This is a genomic window from Puniceispirillum sp. (SeqCode), assembly GCF_965657105.1.
Taxonomy (GTDB): Bacteria; Pseudomonadota; Alphaproteobacteria; order Puniceispirillales; family Puniceispirillaceae; genus Puniceispirillum.
Genome location: NZ_CBFHNB010000052.1, coordinates 1 through 16,315, shown reverse-complemented (window position 1 = coordinate 16,315; position 16,315 = coordinate 1). Strand labels below are relative to the sequence as shown.

The following is a 16,315-nucleotide window of genomic DNA, read 5'->3' as shown; positions in this document are numbered from 1 at the left end:
CATACGTTCCGGATTGACGCCTTTGCTAGGCAAACACCTCTCTGGTCCGCTTGGCCATGCTGTAGATATCGTTTCGGTTATCGCAACAATATTAGGGGTATCTGTCACAATCGGCTATGGCGTGTCGCAATTCTCATCTGGCATGTTCAATATTACCGGTGCAAGTTGGATGATGGATGCTGAAGGTTTGCCAACCAAAACCGCCATGATTTTATCACTGCTTATTGTCATGGGCGCATCGACTATATCTGCAATGTCGGGCGTTGGCCGAGGTATTAAGTGGTTATCCAACATTAATATGGGGCTGTCTTTGTTCATTTTGACATTCTTCATATTATTCGGCTCGACGCTGTTTGTGTTCAAATCCTTTTTTCTAGGCCTGTATGACTATCTGATTGCTTTTCCGCGTATGTCGCTCGAAGTCTGGAGCAGTGACGGTAGCGAGGTAAGCCAGAAACTAGCTGACTGGCAAGGTGGATGGACAATCTTCTACTGGGCATGGTGGATTGCTTTTGCGCCTTTTGTCGGGTTGTTTTTGGCGCGCATATCACGAGGCAGAAGCATCCGTGAATATGTACTCGGTGCAATGATTGTTCCTGCCACCATGTGTTTTGTATGGTTTACCTTTGTTGGTGGCACAGCGATTGATCTGGAACTCAGAGGCGTTGCTGGTGGTCAAATCATGGATGCGGGCATTTCATCGCAATTATTTGAAATGATAAACATCATGCTGTCACCGGCCTTGGCAACAGCCATGTCAGTGATTATCGTTATTCTGCTTCTGACCTTTCTTGTGACCTCGGCTGACTCGGCGGTTTTAATTATTAACACAATCGCTGCAGGCGGTGACGCCTCGCAAAAAGGGAATGTTCATATCATCACTTGGGGGGCAGCATTGACATTGGTTATCGGCGTTCTGCTTCTGGCTGGTGGCCTATCGGCGATCAATACAGCGATGATTATCGGGGCATTGCCATTTTCCTTTGTGATGGCTTTGATGGGTATTTCCTTGCTCAAGGCGCTCATCCGAGATGGCATACGTGATAATTCAAAAACCAAATAATAGCCCGCTGGCACCACATTTTAACAATCTGATCCCGATATGAATGATATTGGGGTCAGTTTCACGTTTTTGTATTGATGAATTAGGTTTACACTTTGTGCATGTGTTGGTGACGGAGACAAGAAACGACATCACCCAAATCATAAACCATCATCTAATAGCGGAGGATATGATGAGCGAAAATGTGTTTCTAAAATCGATCGAAGAGAATTTTAAGAAGGCAGCATCCTTTCTCGATTTAGATGATGGGCTGGCTCATAAAATAATGGTCAATAATTCAACTTATGTTGTGCGCTTTGGTGTCCGTTTGCGTGGTTCGCTTCACACTTTTACGGGATACCGTTCGGTGCATTCCGAGCATTTTGAACCAGTAAAAGGCGGCATTCGATATAACGAGCATGTGACGCTAGAAGAAGTCGAGGCACTGGCTTCACTGATGACTTACAAATGTGCCTTGATGGAAATTCCATTTGGCGGATCAAAAGGCGGTTTAATTATAAATCCGTCCGACTGGAATGAAACCGAACTTGAACGCATCACCCGGCGTTTCACCCAGGAATTGGCCAAACGTAACCTTATTCATCCGTCCCAGAATGTCCCTGCTCCCGATGTTGGCACAGGCGAACGTGAAATGGCATGGATGGCTGATGAATATAAACGCCTAAACCCCACCGATTTACATGCTTGGGCATGTGTTACCGGCAAACCGGCTAGCAAAGGCGGCATAGCAGGCCGGACAGAGGCAACCGGACGCGGCGTTCAATATGGCTTGCAAGAGTTTTTCCGTCACAAAATTGATGTCGACAAAACCGGTCTATCAGGCAATCTCAAAGGTAAACGCGTGATTGTCCAGGGGCTAGGCAATGTTGGCTATCATGCCGCTTTATTTCTCAGCACAGAAGATGGTGCGCTGATTACCCATGTTTTGGAACGTGGTGGTGCCGTCGTCAATGAAAACGGTATCGATATCGTATCCTTGCGCGCGCATATCGTGGAACATGGGACTGTTGAGGGGTTTGACGGCTTTGTCAAAAGCGGCAGCGAGATGCTCGAAGCCGATGCTGATATTCTGATTCCGGCGGCTATGGAACTTGTGATTACTCAAGAAAATGCCTCTAACATCAAAACCCCACTGATAATCGAAGCCGCGAATGGGCCAATTTCTGCCGAAGGTGATGCTATTCTGCGCGACCGAGGCATTGTAGTTATCCCTGATCTCTATGCAAATGCTGGCGGTGTAACAGTGAGCTATTTTGAATGGATCAAAAATCTAACCCGCATACGTTTTGGCCGCTTGCAACGTCGGCAAAGCGAAAATCATTTTGATGCCATTATCAGTGGTGTTGAAATGATGACAGGCAAGACCTTTCCTTCCGATTTACGCGATCGCGCAATAACTGGTGCCACCGAGCTTGATCTGGTGCGTTCAGGTTTGGAGGATACCATGCGACAGGCCTATATCGATATCAGCGCCGAGTGGAATGCGAATGCAGATATACCTGACCTACGAACAGCCGCCATGAAAATTGCTGTTCAGCGGGTGTCGTCTAGCTATAGTTCGCTTGGTATTTAACCTGGCTCACTAGTGGCAGTAATGTGCATAGGCGTTGGCACTGGCTTTGAAAATCTGGGCATGACGTCTAATGAGGGCGTTGACATCCTTGTCATATCCGCCGCCTATCACCGTAGCCACAGGAATATCGCGAGCCAGAAAATGTGCCAGAACCATATCATCGCGCGCCCGCAGACCTTGATCAGTGACATTGAGATAACCAAGCCGATCATCGATATGAATATCGACGCCAGCATCATAAATAACTATATCTGGCCGCATCATGCCTGCCAGTTTTGATAATGTATCGGCAAGAATGGCCAGATAGCCATCATTATCAAGGCCGCGATCTAGTTCGATATCAAAATCACTTATCGCCTTGCGCGCAGGATAATTCGTAGCGCAATGCAATGACACGGTAACAGCTCTATCCTCATCTATCAGCATCCGCGCAGTGCCATCCCCTTGATGCACATCACAATCGAGTATCAAAACCTGATCTATACCCGGCTCACGCAGCAGGTTCATCGCGGTAAAGGCAATATCATTAAACACGCAGAAACCCGCACCGTGGCCATAATGCGCGTGATGCGTCCCGCCTGCCGCATGACAGGCAAGCCCGTGCTCAAGCGCCAAACGCGCTGTCATCAAGGTGCCATTTGGAGCTAGAAAGGAACGTCTTGCCAAAGCCTCACTCCACTCGAACCCCAGTACACGTAACGCCTCTGCTGTAATGCTGCCATCCTTGATCGAAGCGACATAATTGGGGTCATGAATGCGCGAAAGCGCATCTATCGTGGCTGGTATGGGGTTAGCTTGGGTGAATTTAGCCAATATGCCCTCAGCGTCAAGATGGCTGATCAGGCGGGTAAATTTACGAGATGGAAAGCGGTGTCCATCGGCAAGCGGAATATCATAATCGGGATGCGTTACGATATGAAGCATGAATAATCTAACCGCACACAAGTAATAACAGCGTCATATATGGGCGCATATTAACCCAAATAATGGCGATTCCGGGAGGACTCGAACCCCCAACCTGCTCATTAGAAGTGAGCTGCTCTATCCAGTTGAGCTACGGAACCGTTGTTGTTGTCATAGCCATCTTTACCGCCTCTTGTCCAGTATATATGATGAACTCATGACTGATAAATCTGCAATTTGCCGCCTTCCAAATCATAAGGGTTGCATTCGCGCATTAACCGATAATGATAAAACGGTTCATTACTGAAAACTTTGTTTAAAAACAATGCTATACTTAACGTTATTTATATACAACGTGATTTGGAAACAGGCTAGCATCTAGGGACAATCTAATGCGTCCAGGCGCCTTTGCGGTTAAAGGCAAAATTATCGGCATATGCCCGCGGCTTGACCTTGCGTGATGTGGGTTCACGCACGTCAAAATCGATCCCATGTGCCTCAGCATAGGCAATGGCCGCCTCTTTACTGGGAAAGCGCATACGTACTTGGCGGGCTGTATCTGACGATGATTGCCAGCCCATCAATGAATCTGGTCGCGCAGCTTCGGAACGGGGAAAGGAAAGAACCCACACATTACCACGGCTCACATTACCATTGCGACCCGATTGCATAGCTGTTTTGCTTGGTTTGTGGATAATTGCACGCATAGATAACATCTCCAGATAAAAGCGATATTTCCGGGCGCAACCCTGTTCCCATCAGACGCTTAGACAGATCATGCCTGACAGAAGGGATTGGTCGGAGTGGAGAGATTCGAACTCCCGGCCCTCTGGTCCCAAACCAGATGCGCTACCAGGCTGCGCTACACTCCGACGCGTTTTTAATATCGCTACTGTCAGGTTTTTTCAAGCCTAGATCACTGCAAAAACGATATTAATTAGAATTTGATGAATTTCAAGGCGTTGTAAGTGGTAGTTTCAGATGAATTTCACGTCCCAAATCCCATGTTTCACTGGTTTTACCTGCAACCTCAAGGACATAAATCGCAGGTTTCGATGACACACGGTTGGTCAGTGTCAATGGCGGCACATTGACAAATTTATTGATAAAGCGACCATCCTTGTCAAAAAACAGCATATCTAGAGGTATAATTGTGTCCTTCATCCAGAAGCTGAGAATCTTTTCAGATGGAAAAACAAACAACATACCGCTATCAGCTGCCAAACTGTCCCGAAACATCAGCCCTTTTTGACGTTCGTCCCTACTCACAGCCAGTTCAACATGGATTATTTTATGCGCCTTAGACCCCGCCACAACAAGCTCAATCCGCTTTGTATCAGCCCAAACAGGAACCGAGACATAAAGGCTTAATGATAGTAAAAGCCCAATGACTATTTTAGCTGGCGACCGCATAGCCAAATATCAGAATAATTGTCAAAAGAATAGCCTGCACCAAAACCGCCCTACCCGGGATGGTGGGACCCGAAATGGGGTTATCCATAACCGTGTCAACAGCATCCCAGATCATTGTCTTTATATGAGACAGAACGCCTATGAGCCAGTGCCATAAGGTCATAACGCCTCGTAACATAGGCATGCCCACCATCGGCGCAAGCCGGCGGTAGAACCAATCCGAATTGAGCACAACGGACGGGATTTCTGGCGGATACAACTTCATCCGTATCAGCAGCACAAACGCCAGCATGGCAAAGATCAATAACTGTAACTGGCCAGTCACATGACTTGCATCATAGGGATGATAATCGATCGAATAGGGCAGAATACTGTAAAGGGCGGCAGGATAGACACCTATTGCCACACATAAAACCGCAGCAATCCCCATGGCAATGCGCATATTAAGGGGCGCTTCGGTGGTTTTCAGCCCCGAATCATGCGCAAAGAAAGCAAAATAAGGTATCTTGATACCCGAATGTTCCAGCACACCTGCCGAGGCGAACAACAACACAAAATAAGCCCAAACAATGCCCGTATCGCCAAGCGCGGACATGGTGAGTGATTTTGCGACAAATCCACTAAACAGCGGAAATGCCGAAATAGACATCGCACCTATCACACAACAGACCATGGTAAATGGCATCTGCCGGTAAAGACCACCAAGCGCCGAAGCCTTGATTGTACCCACCTGATGCAGAACCGCGCCCATGCTCATGAACAGCAAGGCTTTATAGATAATATGCACAAACGCATGGGCGACTGCACCATTGATTGCCAATTCACTGCCAACACCAACCGCCACAACCATAAAACCAAGCTGATTATTGAGGCTAAAGGCCAGCACCCGGCGCAGGTCATTTTCAATCACAGCAAAGAATACCGGCAAAGCCGTCATCGAGGCACCAATCCAGATAAGATATTCGGTGCCCGGAAACGCCCGCGCCAAAGCATAAATCGCCAGTTTAGTCGTAAAGGCAGACAGCGCAACCGTGCCTGTCGGTGTGGCTTCGGGATAGGCATCCTGAAGCCAGCCATTAAGAAACGGAAAGGCAGCTTTGATACCCAGCGCAAAGAAAATGAACCAGCTTGCCAGACTACCCAGTTCCATTTTTTCAAACAGAATTGACTGACCATTAGCGGCCAGAACAGCCGCCCCGCATAAAAGCAGAACACCACTTGTCACCTGAAAGACCAAATAGCGCATCGATGCTTTGCGGGCACGTTCGGTATGTGACGCTAGAATGAGAAAGACCGACGTAATGGCTGTTGCTTCCCACCATATGAACAACGTAATTAAATCACCTGCATGTACAGCCGCAATTGCCGCCCCGGCATAGGATAAAGACGCTGTATGCTCCTGCCATTTCTTATCATGCCAGCTATAGATAACGTTTAAAGCAGCTGCCAGATGAAAAATAATGGCAAAAGGCATGGTCAGCGCATCAGCGCGATACAGAACCAGATCATAGCCCATGACATGCCATATGGCATGGATACCGTCGCCAGTAGTTAATCCCCAAGCTGACAGACCAATCATCACCAGCATCCATATCTGGCGCGATATATGCGGAATGAATGGCACAGCACAGGCACCAAGCAACATGATAATGCCAGGAGGCAGACTAGCGAACATGGCTGTCCTCCTTGGCATCTTCCTGATCGTCATAGTAATTTTCGTCGCGCATAATCAGGCGGCGCAGAACCTTACCCACTTCGACGATAAAGATAAAAGCTATGAAACCATAAATGGCTGGAAACATGAAACTGTCTTCAATATGCGTTTCACCATGACGATGCACAATAAATTCCAACACCATAAGAATAACAGCAATAACCAGCAAAAAGCGGGTGAACCGACTGCCTAACCGTGCCAAGTCAATCTGGGTTTTTGAGGGTGATTTACTCATGGTGACACCATCATGGATGCAAGATTTGCAAAAGGATCAACAAAGAAAAACAATAACAAGGATAAAGCCGCCGTCACAACTGGCGGGATAATCACCAGAGGATGCAAGGTGATTTTAAGCTCTTTGACCTTGGGTCTGAAAAAGCCACGCGAAACAGGTTCAAGCAGATAATAAATATTCAAAAGCGACGACAAGCCTAGCACGCCCAGAACGAACAACATGCCACTATCAACCGCCCCAACCATCAGATAGAATTTCGACCAGCTTCCCCCCAATGGCGGGATGCCGATAATCGATAATGCCCCAAGGAAGAAAGCCCCAAACACCCATTTCAATTCGGGCCCCTGCCCGTCAAGATCCGAAATTTTGGTAACATGGGCGCATACATAAATAGCCCCCGCACAAAAGAACAGCGTGATTTTACCAGCAGCGTGCATGACGATATGCAAAGCCGCGCCCTGCACCGCAATGGCTGATGCTAATGCTGCCCCTAACACAATATAAGAAAGCTGGCTGATCGTAGAATAGGCAAGACGCGCCTTAATATCATCCTTGGTGATGGCCACAAAACTTGACGCTAGAATGGTGAATGACGCAAGCCATACAAGCCATTGTGATGCACCACTTGCAGATAGAAAATCTGTTCCAAAAATATACACAACCACCGTCAACATGGTGAACACACCAGCCTTGACCACCGCCACCGCATGTAGCAAGGCTGAAACGGGCGTCGGTGCCACCATAGCGGCAGGGAGCCAGCGATGAAATGGCATCAAAGCGGCTTTACCAATCCCAAAGGCAAATAACGCCAGCAGAAACGGCGCTGCTTGCGGGCTGATATAGCCTTCCAAAATGCCACCTTGCTGGAAATCCAACGTTCCAGTCGCCAACCACACCCAGATAACCGCAGGCAATAACAGCACCACAGAGGTGCCAACCAAAATCCCCATATATAAACGGCCAGCATTCCGCGCGACCTTGGATTCCTTATGTGTCACCAGTGGATAGGTTGAAAAGGTCAGTATTTCATAGAAAATAAACAGCACCAGCAAATTGCCCGACCAAGCAATAGCCAAGGCGGCATGTACGGCCACAGCATAAAAGGCGGCAAAACGCGTTTGCTGTTTTTCATGATTGCCGCGCATATAGCCAACTGAAAATATCGCCGCCAGAATCCACAAACCTGAGGCGACAAGACCAAAAATAGCACCCAACGGGGTCACGGCAAATGTCAGCGAAATACCATCGGCAAAATTGGCGACAACCAGCGTTGGCACATTGCCAGCCAGCACATCAATGGCCACATGAATCGCGGCAAACAGCGTAACAACGGCGCCTATCGGGCCTGCCGCATCCCGCCATGTGGCACGTACCGCCAGAAACGGCGTCAATAGCGCAACAACCAAAGGCGTCATAAGACCAAGGATAATGGCTGTATCTGCTGACATCATCATAGCCCGGCTCCGATCAACGCCTTGGCGGCAAGTTCTGCGCTTGCCACCATCCAGCTGGCATCAATACCAAACCATAAATTCAACCCGGCCAGCATCCATAGCGGCATATAAACCGCCGGATTTTCACTAAGTTTCGGCGCATCATGGGCGGCTGGTTGCATCCACATTACTTCGATAATCTTCCATATATAGATCAAAGATAGCGCACTACTGGCCAGCACGATGCCGACAAGCAGGTAACTATCCGTTTCAAGCATCGCCCTCACCAGATATAATTTTGAGATAAATCCAGCGGTCAAAGGCAACCCAATCAATGACAGGCCACAAATAACAAACGCGGTGGCTGTAATCGGCATGCGATGTCCCATGCCTATTAAGCTATTCAGATCAACACGATTGCGCATCGCAGTGAAAAAGCCAGCAACCGCCATAAACAAGCCCCCCTTAATAAGGGCATGATTACCAATATGGATAAAACCGGCGGCAACGCCTGATTTTGACGCAAGGCCGAAACCAAGAGTGATATAGCCAATCTGGGCAATCGATGAGTGGGCTAGCAATTTTTTAATATCGGACTCATATATCGCCATGATCGTGCCGACAAAAATCCCCATCACCGACAAGGGGATAATCACCATCGTCAGGGCAGACCCTATCATCTCAGGGAAACCACCAAAGACAGTGAATATCAGACGGGCAAGCACATAAATCGATGCTTTGGTCGCAATCGCCGCCAACAAGATAGACACTGCCGACGGAGCATAGCTATAGGCGGCAGGCAACCAGACATGCACCGGAAATACAGCCGCTTTGACCAGAATACCCGCAATCATAAAGCCAAACCCGACAAAAATAACAATACTATGCTCTATTTCAGGTAACCGCAGCGCCAGATCGGCCATGTTCAATGTGCCAGTAACCGCATATACAAAACCAATACCGATGACATAGAAAGTGGCACCAACCGCACCGATAATCAGATAATTAAACGCCGCAATCAGGCTGCGCCGGTCGGTGCCTGCGCCCATAGCAATCAGGATCACCGAAGACAAAGCCGATATTTCCAGAAATACAAATAGGTTGAAGGCATCAGCCGTCATCACCAGGCCAGATAAGCCGCCACAAACAAGCAACCAGGCGGCATAGGTTTTACCACAATCAGCTAACGCAACTTCAGCCGCAATCAGATGCCGTGCGGCCAATGTCGCGATAAAGGCCAACCCCATCATAATCACCAAGGTCATGCTGGTCGCCGAATCAACGACAAATTCGATGCCCCATGGCGGTTCCCAATTACCTAGATAATAGGATATTTCAACGCCGGTCATGGTGACGCTATGCAGTAACAGGGCAATAACAAAACTGGCACCAACAGCAGCAAGGCTGATAACCCACGCAAACGCTGGTAGTGGCACCAACGTAACGACTGCCGCCAGCAATAGCGGTATGGCCACCAGCAAGGCAGGCAAATTCTGTATCAGCGCGCTAGCTGTCATGATGATGACCATCCTTGACCGCTTGTCGCCGTCTGTTTGGGCGCGCAAGCGCCGCTTCTACCTTAGCCACTAGCAGCTCATCTTCTTCGATCGATCCAAAAGCTTCGTTGATACGTAGAACCAGCGCCAGCCCCAATGCCGTTGTCGAAACACCCACAACAATTGCCGTCAGGATCAGCACATGTGGAAGCGGGTTAGAATACACCACAGACGGATCATCAACCAAAATAGGTGCCGTGCCGCCAGCCATTTTGCCCAGCGTGATATAGAATAAGAATACGGATGTCTGGAAAATGGACAGGCCAACCAGCTTTTTGACCAGATTCTGTCTCGATATCACCATAAACAGACCAGCCATCATCAGAAAAATGACAATGTAATAGTTCCACAGATCTGCGACAGCTTGCATCGTCATGACTTATCCTCAACAAAACCTGCAAACGCATGAAACAAAGCCAGCATGACACTGGTAACTGTCAGCCCAACTCCCAGTTCAACCAGCAGAATGCCGATATGCTGGCCGCTAGCTACATCACCGGTTAAAGCCGTGTAATCAAGGAAATAACCACCATTCATAACACTCACAACACCAACAGAACCATAGAGCAGAACCCCAGAACACATCAGAACGACATTGACCTTGGTTGAAACCAGCCTGCGCCCTGCATCAAGACCAAAAACAAGCCCATGTAAAATGAACGCTGCCGCAATAATCACGCCTGCCTGAAATCCACCACCTGGGCCGTAATCACCATGGAATTGAACATACAAGCCAAACATGATGATGGGCGCGAATAAAATTTTAGCGGCCAGGCGGAAAACAGGATTATTCTGCATATCTAGCCCTCATCCTTGGTGCGAGACTTATGCTTGCGTGTGCGCGTAAACCCACTCAACAGCAACAAAACACCCAGACCTGCGGTGAAAACAACGATGGTTTCCCCCAGCGTATCAAAGCCGCGATAGCTGGCCAGCACGGTGGTTACGACATTCGGAATATGCAGAACATCGCCACTTTCAGCCAGATAACGTGGAGCAACATGGGTATGGGCTGGTGCCGTTGGGTCACCTATGGCGGGCAAATGTGCTGTCGCCGCGACCAAAAGCAGGCCAGCAATGCCACAAATCATAAAGGCGGCTAGATTGTTATGCGTCGCTGGTTTTTCTTCGGCTGGAAGATAAGCCATCGCGGCAAGAAACAAGACCGATGACACACCAGCCCCGACAGCCGCTTCGGTAAAGGCCACATCAACAGCATCAAGATTGACAAAAAACGCCGCCGAAATCAGCGAATAGGCACCCGACATAACAATCACAGCGAAAAGCCGACCTGTTCGCACCACCATGACAGCAATCACCAGCAAAATGCACATCAGGAATATATTGATAATAAGACCTGTCATGTCGCCACGCCCTTTTTACTGACGCTCTTTTTGGCCACGCTCTTTTTGGTCACACCCTTTTTAGCCGCACTCTTGTTAACCGCGCTCTTGTTAGCCGCACTCTTGTTAGCCGCACTCTTGTTAGCCGCACTCTTTGTAACTACTTGCTTGGAAGGCGGTGACTTGGCAGAAAGTTTACTTGTCCCTAAGGGCTTCACACCATCCTTATAAGCGGCTTGCGCAACAGCATGTCCAGCAATCGGACTTGTGAAAAACAGAAAAATGCCGATAAAGGCGAGTTTGACCGTTATCAATGTAAAACCGGCATGCAGCATCATCCCAAGAATTAGAAAGCCAACACCCGCCGTATCCATCATACCAAAGGCATGCATGCGGCTATAAACGTCAGGAAGGCGCAACAGACCAAGACTGCCTATCAGTAAAGCAACAATACCGATAAACAAACAGAGTGACGACAATATGGAAACAAGCATTTCGATCACTTATTGTCTCCACGCTTTGCATCACCAAGGCTACCTGTACTGAAAAGTTTCAAAACCGCAAAGGTGCCGATGAAATTAATCACTGCATAAAGAATAGATATATCGATAAATTCTGGGCGACCCATCACAAAGCCATGCAATGCAATAGCCAGAATAATAACAGTGCCAATGGCATTAACAGCCAAAATGCGATCAAAAGCCGTTGGCCCCAAACCAGTTCGGATCAAGGCCAATACGATAGAGACGGCACATGCAACCAACGCAGCTATCATCATCATGACGTGGACAGCTCCGCATCTGCTATATCTTCTAGAGCCGAAACACGGCGGTCCATATCGCCGCTTCGCACATCATCACCAAAATCCGAATGAAGCGCATGCACAATAAAAGTTGATGATACGCTTTCGTTGATATCAACAGTCACCGTGCCAGGCGTCAATGTAATCGAATTGGCATAGGTGGCCATGCCTGCCGCCGTTCGTTGGGTGACGGGAACCTCGAATATTTCGGGCTTGGCGCCACCAAACAGAATAATTTTGGATGTAGCAATATTCGACATGATGATTTCACGCAAAAGCCACAACAGATAAGCTGGTAATCTGGCAAATAAATGTGTCGGCAATCCTTCAAGATCACTAGCACCAATGCGCCAGGATAACCATGCACATAGCGCACAACTCAATATGCCTAATGATGTGATAAGGGGCGTGTAATGCCCCGACATCAATAGCCATCCGGAAAACAGGATCACGAATAAAAGAACAACACGCATCATAGACAAGGCATACCTCTGAGAATGATATTTTATAATAGAGATATTTGTGAGAGTATCAATGCTTGCTAAGTTAGTTTGATTTGAAAAAATGTTATTTTTTTCATTCCTATCGACCTTGCAAATTAACCAGCTTCACGATAATTTAAAAATATTGAGTGTTTAGACATTATGCCTTTCAAAGGAATTGAAAATGGCCACCAAAACTTCATCAAATACGAAATCACGTCCGGATCATGTGCCGGAGGAAAATGTATATGAGAAAATGCATTGGATGGTGATAGTAACCTTTCTTTGCGCTGCCGTTGCTGTGGCTGCTATGCTTATAAACGCTGGCTAATTCTTTAGCCGTCAAGGTAACGTTTCACTGTATTATTATTAATGGGAGCGTTAGTGGACGCTTTATACCAAAAGCAGATTCTGTCACTAGCGCAAAGCGCCCGCGCCAGCACCTTAGATTTTACGCCTGCCTACACTGCGAGCTGTAACAATCCTGTTTGCGGTGACCGGGTAACTGTATCGATTGCCATCAAGGCCGATCGCATTTCCGATATAAATGTTGATGTCAAAGGATGCGCTCTTTGCGAGGCAGGGGCTGGCCTTTTGCTTGCATCTGCGCGGCATGAACATCTCGACAAAACCACCGCTCTAGGAACAAGCCTGCGCGTGTTTCTGGATGCCGGTAATGAAAAAGAAAAACAGTCAGGCAACGAAACAGACACTGAAATACTGGTGTTCGCTCCAGTTAAACCCATAAGCAACAGACACAAATGTGTCTTGCTTGCTTTTGACGCCTTTGACGAGGCCGTTGGCCTATTCAGGGCGGACAGAAACTTTGTCAAAAGCCCATAAGGCCACGAATAAAGTAAGCGGGAAACCGATAACAAGGATCAAGCCAATATTTGCGTTCATAATTATCTCCACAACAAAGTTAGGCCTGTTTCTACGATGACCACTTGTCTCTTGGCAAGGGACAAAACGCCGCGTTTGCCCTAATCATCTAAAAGCAGACAAGCATATTGCGGTAAAACAAGATCAGGCCCCTGCTCCCATGCCGCCGCTCTATAGGCATTTGCCACTATTTTGCCCGTTTCGGTCATGCAATCGTCAACCGAGTCAAATTTAAGATCGGTTGTTATCACCCCCGATGTCATGATGGCTACCGCTACCCACTCCATCTTAATCTTCCATCAACACACAGGCATATTTATTGAGCTCGATATCCTGTGCTTTCGCCTCAACGATATCGGCTTTGGCTGTCCGCGCCATCAATGCGGCCGCGGCAGCTTGTTTATAACAATCATCAACAGTTCGGTAGGTAATATCAGTTGGCACAATGCCCTGTGTTAGCACCGCCACTAAAAGCCATTTCATCCCTAAACCTCGCCATATGATTATCTATAGGGCTAGAATAAAAGCGTTATTAATTGCAAACAAGAGCGCAAAATATCTAGTTTAATATTTTATAAAATTATTTTTTTAGCATATTTTTCAATCGACTAATAACTTCTTGTGAACCATCATGAAAGGTGCCAAACTAACGATCAAGTGGAAAGTCAACACCTATTAATACGGTCGGTGAAAAGATCACCCGGTTGAATGCGCCCCGTGTTTATTGTGTTGCGCTGGCATCGGCGATCACGGTGCCTGCGGCAGCTAAGCTTGCATCTACGCTTTTTTATGTTTTGCGATTTCTAATATCCACGGTGCAATAGCATCAAACTGTTTGATCAGTTGCAGATAATCATCGCGTTCAGTGACTTTATGCGCCTTGTTCAGAGGTGACCAATGCCGTTCACGTTTATGGTCCTCTGGCCATTTATTGACCTGTTTGGTGACCAAAAGCGGGTAATAGGTGACCAGAACATTTTTAACGTCAATTCCGTTACTTTTTCCGATCACCACAGTCATGGGAAAATCCGTTAGTAACGTACCCCGTACCCCAGCTTCTTCAAAGGCTTCGCGCTTGCATCCCTGCTTATGCGTTTCATTAGCTTTCAAATCACCTTTGGGCAGAATCCAGCTACCACGGTTCTGCGATGTTACAAACATCACCGCCATCCGGTCACCGCTTATATCAAAGGGTATAACGCCTATTTTATGACTCATTGAACTTCGTCTCTAATGTGATTTTTTTATCAGTAACAGGAATAAACAGTCTAAATCCAGACTAAAAAAGATTTAGCATAGATCGGCTTTATTTTCGGCAATATAAACTGTCTGGCAACATTCCGTTTCCATCAACGGGTTAAAAAACACCACATCTTCCGCATAAGCCTGGTTAAAGACAGTTGCAAGTCGATCAATAAACGCATCATCCGCAGCATCATTCGACCATAGGGCAAAAACACCATCATCCTTCATATGTGTGGCCAGTTGGCGCAAGCCAGCTTCGGTATAAAAGCCAGCATGACTATGATTCAGGTGAAAATCGGGGGTATGATCAATATCCAGAAAAATACCGTCAAATTTGCGATGCGGATGCGCTTTGTCAAACCCCTCATCACCAGCAGCACACGCAAAAAAGTCAGCTTCGATAATGTTACATCGCGGATCATCAGCCAACATAGTACCAATAGGAAGCAGGCCGTGGTGATGCCAAGCGATGACTGGCGCCAGATATTCGATAACCGTGACTGACGTTACATGATCGAAAGCCAGTGCTGCCTGCGCCGTATAGCCAAGCCCCAGCCCCCCAATCAGAATATCAGGCGCGGTATGCGTCATGCGCGATAAAGGGCGTTCAGCAAGGGCAACCTCTGATGCCGTGAACATATCCGACATAAGATGTTCGTCATTCAGAATGACTTCGACAACATCTTTATCGAGCTTTAGCTGTCGGCGACGGCGAAGCGATAGCGCGCCCAGCGGCGTCATCTGATAATCGAGTTCTTCAAATAATGCTGACAAATCTAAGACCTACTCATCCCACTTGATATCTTTATAGTTGAACTTATGACTTATCGTCGGTTTGACAATCTGAAAATATGGGGACAAGTCAAAGTCACGCGGCGTAAAATGGCTATAATGTCTTTTTTGCATAACATGTTGATCTATAGAAAAGTGGCTTTGCTTCTGCGTCTCAACAGCGCGCGGCAGAATGGGATATTTTATCGCTTGAAACGATTGTGCAACCAGCGTCGAACAAATGGCTTTTGTCGGATCGCCACTGCCGAAAGCGATCAATGAACGCCGGTAACGCGATGGCACAGGAGGCGTGGCAATCAGATAGCGCATCAGATCAAAAATATTCTTACTATCATATTTATGCCCGATACGTTCGATGGCGAATTTGATCAAGGCGCGCTTATCCGCATCCGTTATATTTACCGGACGACAGATACGAACATTATACCCATCATATTTCGACAAAGGCACACGGCATACACCATTCACCAGATCAGCTTCAAGCAATGGATCCTGACCATGTTTTTCACCAACAAACAGACAAACATGCGACCAGGTTGACTGCGTTAGATATTTGATCGCGGTACTTATCTGGCTATTGCCTTCGACAAGCAACAGGTCACAAGGTTGCAATGTCGCCATTAACTGCGCCTGAGACAAAACCGAAAACCGTTCATATCCCGGTTTTGGTTTGCTTAGGTGCCGCGCAAGCATGTTTCCAAAATAGCGTAATATGGATTGCATATGCTAAAACCAAACTCTATCTGACACATCACCAGTTCTATTTTATCCGTTTACCCTTTTTGCCGCGCTTGAATTTTTTGAAAAAACTATGCGAAATTGCAAAGCGGGGGCGTAATCCGCTATCGGGGCGGAACATGGCTTCGGACAATACCGGCT

The 16,315-nt window shown here is 47.4% G+C and carries 21 protein-coding genes and 2 tRNA genes; 3 read left to right on the top strand and 20 right to left on the bottom strand.

The annotated features are described in order from the left end of the window. On the top strand, window positions 1–1,063 hold a 1,063-nt coding region (locus tag ACTF7Q_RS08045; protein ID WP_438997327.1), incomplete at its 5' end, for a BCCT family transporter. A 172-nt stretch (window positions 1,064–1,235) separates the two neighbouring features. After that, window positions 1,236–2,636 (top strand): Glu/Leu/Phe/Val family dehydrogenase, encoded by a 1,401-nt coding sequence (locus tag ACTF7Q_RS08040; protein ID WP_438997326.1) that lies wholly within the window; start codon window positions 1,236–1,238, stop codon window positions 2,634–2,636. Window positions 2,637–2,645: 9 nt separating this feature from the next. Here ACTF7Q_RS08040 and ACTF7Q_RS08035 read toward each other — a convergent pair whose 3' ends face one another. From ACTF7Q_RS08035 to ACTF7Q_RS07965, 15 genes are all read right to left on the bottom strand, one after another. Further along, the gene (locus ACTF7Q_RS08035; RefSeq protein ID WP_438997325.1) at window positions 2,646–3,560 is read right to left on the bottom strand and encodes a histone deacetylase family protein; all 915 of its coding nucleotides are present in this window, start codon (window positions 3,558–3,560) and stop codon (window positions 2,646–2,648) included. Window positions 3,561–3,623: 63 nt separating this feature from the next. After that, window positions 3,624–3,700 (bottom strand) — tRNA-Arg (locus ACTF7Q_RS08030). Between the two features lie 228 nt (window positions 3,701–3,928). Further along, entirely contained in the window at window positions 3,929–4,246 is a 318-nt protein-coding gene (locus ACTF7Q_RS08025) for an ETC complex I subunit (RefSeq protein ID WP_438997324.1), read from the bottom strand. Window positions 4,247–4,334: 88 nt separating this feature from the next. Continuing rightward, window positions 4,335–4,411: transfer RNA gene (locus ACTF7Q_RS08020), tRNA-Pro, on the bottom strand. An 82-nt stretch (window positions 4,412–4,493) separates the two neighbouring features. Then, window positions 4,494–4,952, bottom strand: a complete 459-nt coding sequence (locus ACTF7Q_RS08015; protein WP_438997323.1) for a DUF192 domain-containing protein — start codon at window positions 4,950–4,952, stop codon at window positions 4,494–4,496. Next, window positions 4,936–6,627, bottom strand: a complete 1,692-nt coding sequence (locus ACTF7Q_RS08010; protein WP_438997322.1) for a Na(+)/H(+) antiporter subunit D — start codon at window positions 6,625–6,627, stop codon at window positions 4,936–4,938. Before ACTF7Q_RS08010 ends, ACTF7Q_RS08015 begins: the two co-directional genes overlap by 17 nt. Continuing rightward, window positions 6,617–6,901, bottom strand: coding sequence for a hypothetical protein (locus tag ACTF7Q_RS08005; RefSeq protein WP_438997321.1), 285 nt, complete (start codon window positions 6,899–6,901; stop codon window positions 6,617–6,619). Before ACTF7Q_RS08005 ends, ACTF7Q_RS08010 begins: the two co-directional genes overlap by 11 nt. Beyond that, window positions 6,898–8,355, bottom strand: coding sequence for a proton-conducting transporter transmembrane domain-containing protein (locus ACTF7Q_RS08000; RefSeq protein WP_438997320.1), 1,458 nt, complete (start codon window positions 8,353–8,355; stop codon window positions 6,898–6,900). The genes ACTF7Q_RS08005 and ACTF7Q_RS08000 overlap by 4 nt, the downstream gene beginning before the upstream one ends. Continuing rightward, window positions 8,352–9,851 carry a monovalent cation/H+ antiporter subunit D family protein gene (locus ACTF7Q_RS07995; RefSeq protein ID WP_438997319.1) on the bottom strand — a complete coding sequence of 500 codons (1,500 nt, stop codon included), beginning with the start codon at window positions 9,849–9,851 and terminating at the stop codon, window positions 8,352–8,354. Before ACTF7Q_RS07995 ends, ACTF7Q_RS08000 begins: the two co-directional genes overlap by 4 nt. Beyond that, on the bottom strand, window positions 9,841–10,266 hold the full coding sequence (locus tag ACTF7Q_RS07990; RefSeq protein WP_438997318.1) for a cation:proton antiporter subunit C: 426 nt from the start codon (window positions 10,264–10,266) through the stop codon (window positions 9,841–9,843). The genes ACTF7Q_RS07995 and ACTF7Q_RS07990 overlap by 11 nt, the downstream gene beginning before the upstream one ends. Further along, on the bottom strand, window positions 10,263–10,688 hold the full coding sequence (locus tag ACTF7Q_RS07985) for a Na(+)/H(+) antiporter subunit B (protein WP_438997317.1): 426 nt from the start codon (window positions 10,686–10,688) through the stop codon (window positions 10,263–10,265). Before ACTF7Q_RS07985 ends, ACTF7Q_RS07990 begins: the two co-directional genes overlap by 4 nt. Window positions 10,689–10,690: 2 nt before the next feature. After that, window positions 10,691–11,254: a DUF4040 domain-containing protein gene (locus ACTF7Q_RS07980; RefSeq protein WP_438997316.1), complete on the bottom strand. Its 564-nt coding sequence runs from the start codon at window positions 11,252–11,254 to the stop codon at window positions 10,691–10,693. After that, entirely contained in the window at window positions 11,251–11,727 is a 477-nt protein-coding gene (gene mnhG, locus ACTF7Q_RS07975; RefSeq protein WP_438997328.1) for a monovalent cation/H(+) antiporter subunit G, read from the bottom strand. The genes ACTF7Q_RS07980 and mnhG overlap by 4 nt, the downstream gene beginning before the upstream one ends. 5 nt (window positions 11,728–11,732) lie before the next feature. Then, the gene (locus ACTF7Q_RS07970; RefSeq protein WP_438997315.1) at window positions 11,733–12,014 is read right to left on the bottom strand and encodes a monovalent cation/H+ antiporter complex subunit F; all 282 of its coding nucleotides are present in this window, start codon (window positions 12,012–12,014) and stop codon (window positions 11,733–11,735) included. Further along, complete coding sequence (locus tag ACTF7Q_RS07965; protein ID WP_438997314.1) at window positions 12,011–12,511, bottom strand: Na+/H+ antiporter subunit E; 501 nt, start codon at window positions 12,509–12,511, stop codon at window positions 12,011–12,013. Before ACTF7Q_RS07965 ends, ACTF7Q_RS07970 begins: the two co-directional genes overlap by 4 nt. Window positions 12,512–12,901: 390 nt before the next feature. Between ACTF7Q_RS07965 and ACTF7Q_RS07960 the strand changes: the two genes are divergently transcribed. Next, complete coding sequence (locus tag ACTF7Q_RS07960) at window positions 12,902–13,360, top strand: iron-sulfur cluster assembly scaffold protein (protein WP_438997313.1); 459 nt, start codon at window positions 12,902–12,904, stop codon at window positions 13,358–13,360. A 140-nt stretch (window positions 13,361–13,500) separates the two neighbouring features. On the opposite strand, the gene ACTF7Q_RS07955 is transcribed toward ACTF7Q_RS07960, so the two are convergent. The 5 genes from ACTF7Q_RS07955 to ACTF7Q_RS07935 all read right to left on the bottom strand — a co-directional run bounded on the left by ACTF7Q_RS07955 (window position 13,501) and on the right by ACTF7Q_RS07935 (window position 16,159). Beyond that, a complete protein-coding gene (locus tag ACTF7Q_RS07955) occupies window positions 13,501–13,686 on the bottom strand; it encodes a hypothetical protein (RefSeq protein ID WP_438997312.1) in 186 nt (61 codons plus the stop codon). A gap of 1 nt (window position 13,687) precedes the next feature. Continuing rightward, on the bottom strand, window positions 13,688–13,882 hold the full coding sequence (locus ACTF7Q_RS07950) for a hypothetical protein (protein WP_438997311.1): 195 nt from the start codon (window positions 13,880–13,882) through the stop codon (window positions 13,688–13,690). Between the two features lie 294 nt (window positions 13,883–14,176). After that, window positions 14,177–14,617: an NUDIX hydrolase gene (locus ACTF7Q_RS07945; protein ID WP_438997310.1), complete on the bottom strand. Its 441-nt coding sequence runs from the start codon at window positions 14,615–14,617 to the stop codon at window positions 14,177–14,179. Window positions 14,618–14,689: 72 nt separating this feature from the next. Continuing rightward, complete coding sequence (locus tag ACTF7Q_RS07940) at window positions 14,690–15,418, bottom strand: spermidine synthase (protein ID WP_438997309.1); 729 nt, start codon at window positions 15,416–15,418, stop codon at window positions 14,690–14,692. Between the two features lie 9 nt (window positions 15,419–15,427). Then, window positions 15,428–16,159, bottom strand: coding sequence for a lipo-like protein (locus tag ACTF7Q_RS07935; protein WP_438997308.1), 732 nt, complete (start codon window positions 16,157–16,159; stop codon window positions 15,428–15,430). Window positions 16,160–16,315: the final 156 nt, after the last annotated feature.

Coding starts and splice junctions, on each gene's coding strand:
- ACTF7Q_RS08040 (WP_438997326.1), top strand. CDS start 1,236: ATGAGCGAAAATGTGTTTCTAAAATCGATCGAAGAGAATTTTAAGAAG.
- ACTF7Q_RS08035 (WP_438997325.1), bottom strand. CDS start 3,560: ATGCTTCATATCGTAACGCATCCCGATTATGATATTCCGCTTGCCGAT.
- ACTF7Q_RS08025 (WP_438997324.1), bottom strand. CDS start 4,246: ATGCGTGCAATTATCCACAAACCAAGCAAAACAGCTATGCAATCGGGT.
- ACTF7Q_RS08015 (WP_438997323.1), bottom strand. CDS start 4,952: ATGCGGTCGCCAGCTAAAATAGTCATTGGGCTTTTACTATCATTAAGC.
- ACTF7Q_RS08010 (WP_438997322.1), bottom strand. CDS start 6,627: ATGTTCGCTAGTCTGCCTCCTGGCATTATCATGTTGCTTGGTGCCTGT.
- ACTF7Q_RS08005 (WP_438997321.1), bottom strand. CDS start 6,901: ATGAGTAAATCACCCTCAAAAACCCAGATTGACTTGGCACGGTTAGGC.
- ACTF7Q_RS08000 (WP_438997320.1), bottom strand. CDS start 8,355: ATGATGATGTCAGCAGATACAGCCATTATCCTTGGTCTTATGACGCCT.
- ACTF7Q_RS07995 (WP_438997319.1), bottom strand. CDS start 9,851: ATGACAGCTAGCGCGCTGATACAGAATTTGCCTGCCTTGCTGGTGGCC.
- ACTF7Q_RS07990 (WP_438997318.1), bottom strand. CDS start 10,266: ATGACGATGCAAGCTGTCGCAGATCTGTGGAACTATTACATTGTCATT.
- ACTF7Q_RS07985 (WP_438997317.1), bottom strand. CDS start 10,688: ATGCAGAATAATCCTGTTTTCCGCCTGGCCGCTAAAATTTTATTCGCG.
- ACTF7Q_RS07980 (WP_438997316.1), bottom strand. CDS start 11,254: ATGACAGGTCTTATTATCAATATATTCCTGATGTGCATTTTGCTGGTG.
- mnhG (WP_438997328.1), bottom strand. CDS start 11,727: ATGCTTGTTTCCATATTGTCGTCACTCTGTTTGTTTATCGGTATTGTT.
- ACTF7Q_RS07970 (WP_438997315.1), bottom strand. CDS start 12,014: ATGATGATGATAGCTGCGTTGGTTGCATGTGCCGTCTCTATCGTATTG.
- ACTF7Q_RS07965 (WP_438997314.1), bottom strand. CDS start 12,511: ATGATGCGTGTTGTTCTTTTATTCGTGATCCTGTTTTCCGGATGGCTA.
- ACTF7Q_RS07955 (WP_438997312.1), bottom strand. CDS start 13,686: ATGGAGTGGGTAGCGGTAGCCATCATGACATCGGGGGTGATAACAACC.
- ACTF7Q_RS07950 (WP_438997311.1), bottom strand. CDS start 13,882: ATGAAATGGCTTTTAGTGGCGGTGCTAACACAGGGCATTGTGCCAACT.
- ACTF7Q_RS07945 (WP_438997310.1), bottom strand. CDS start 14,617: ATGAGTCATAAAATAGGCGTTATACCCTTTGATATAAGCGGTGACCGG.
- ACTF7Q_RS07935 (WP_438997308.1), bottom strand. CDS start 16,159: ATGCAATCCATATTACGCTATTTTGGAAACATGCTTGCGCGGCACCTA.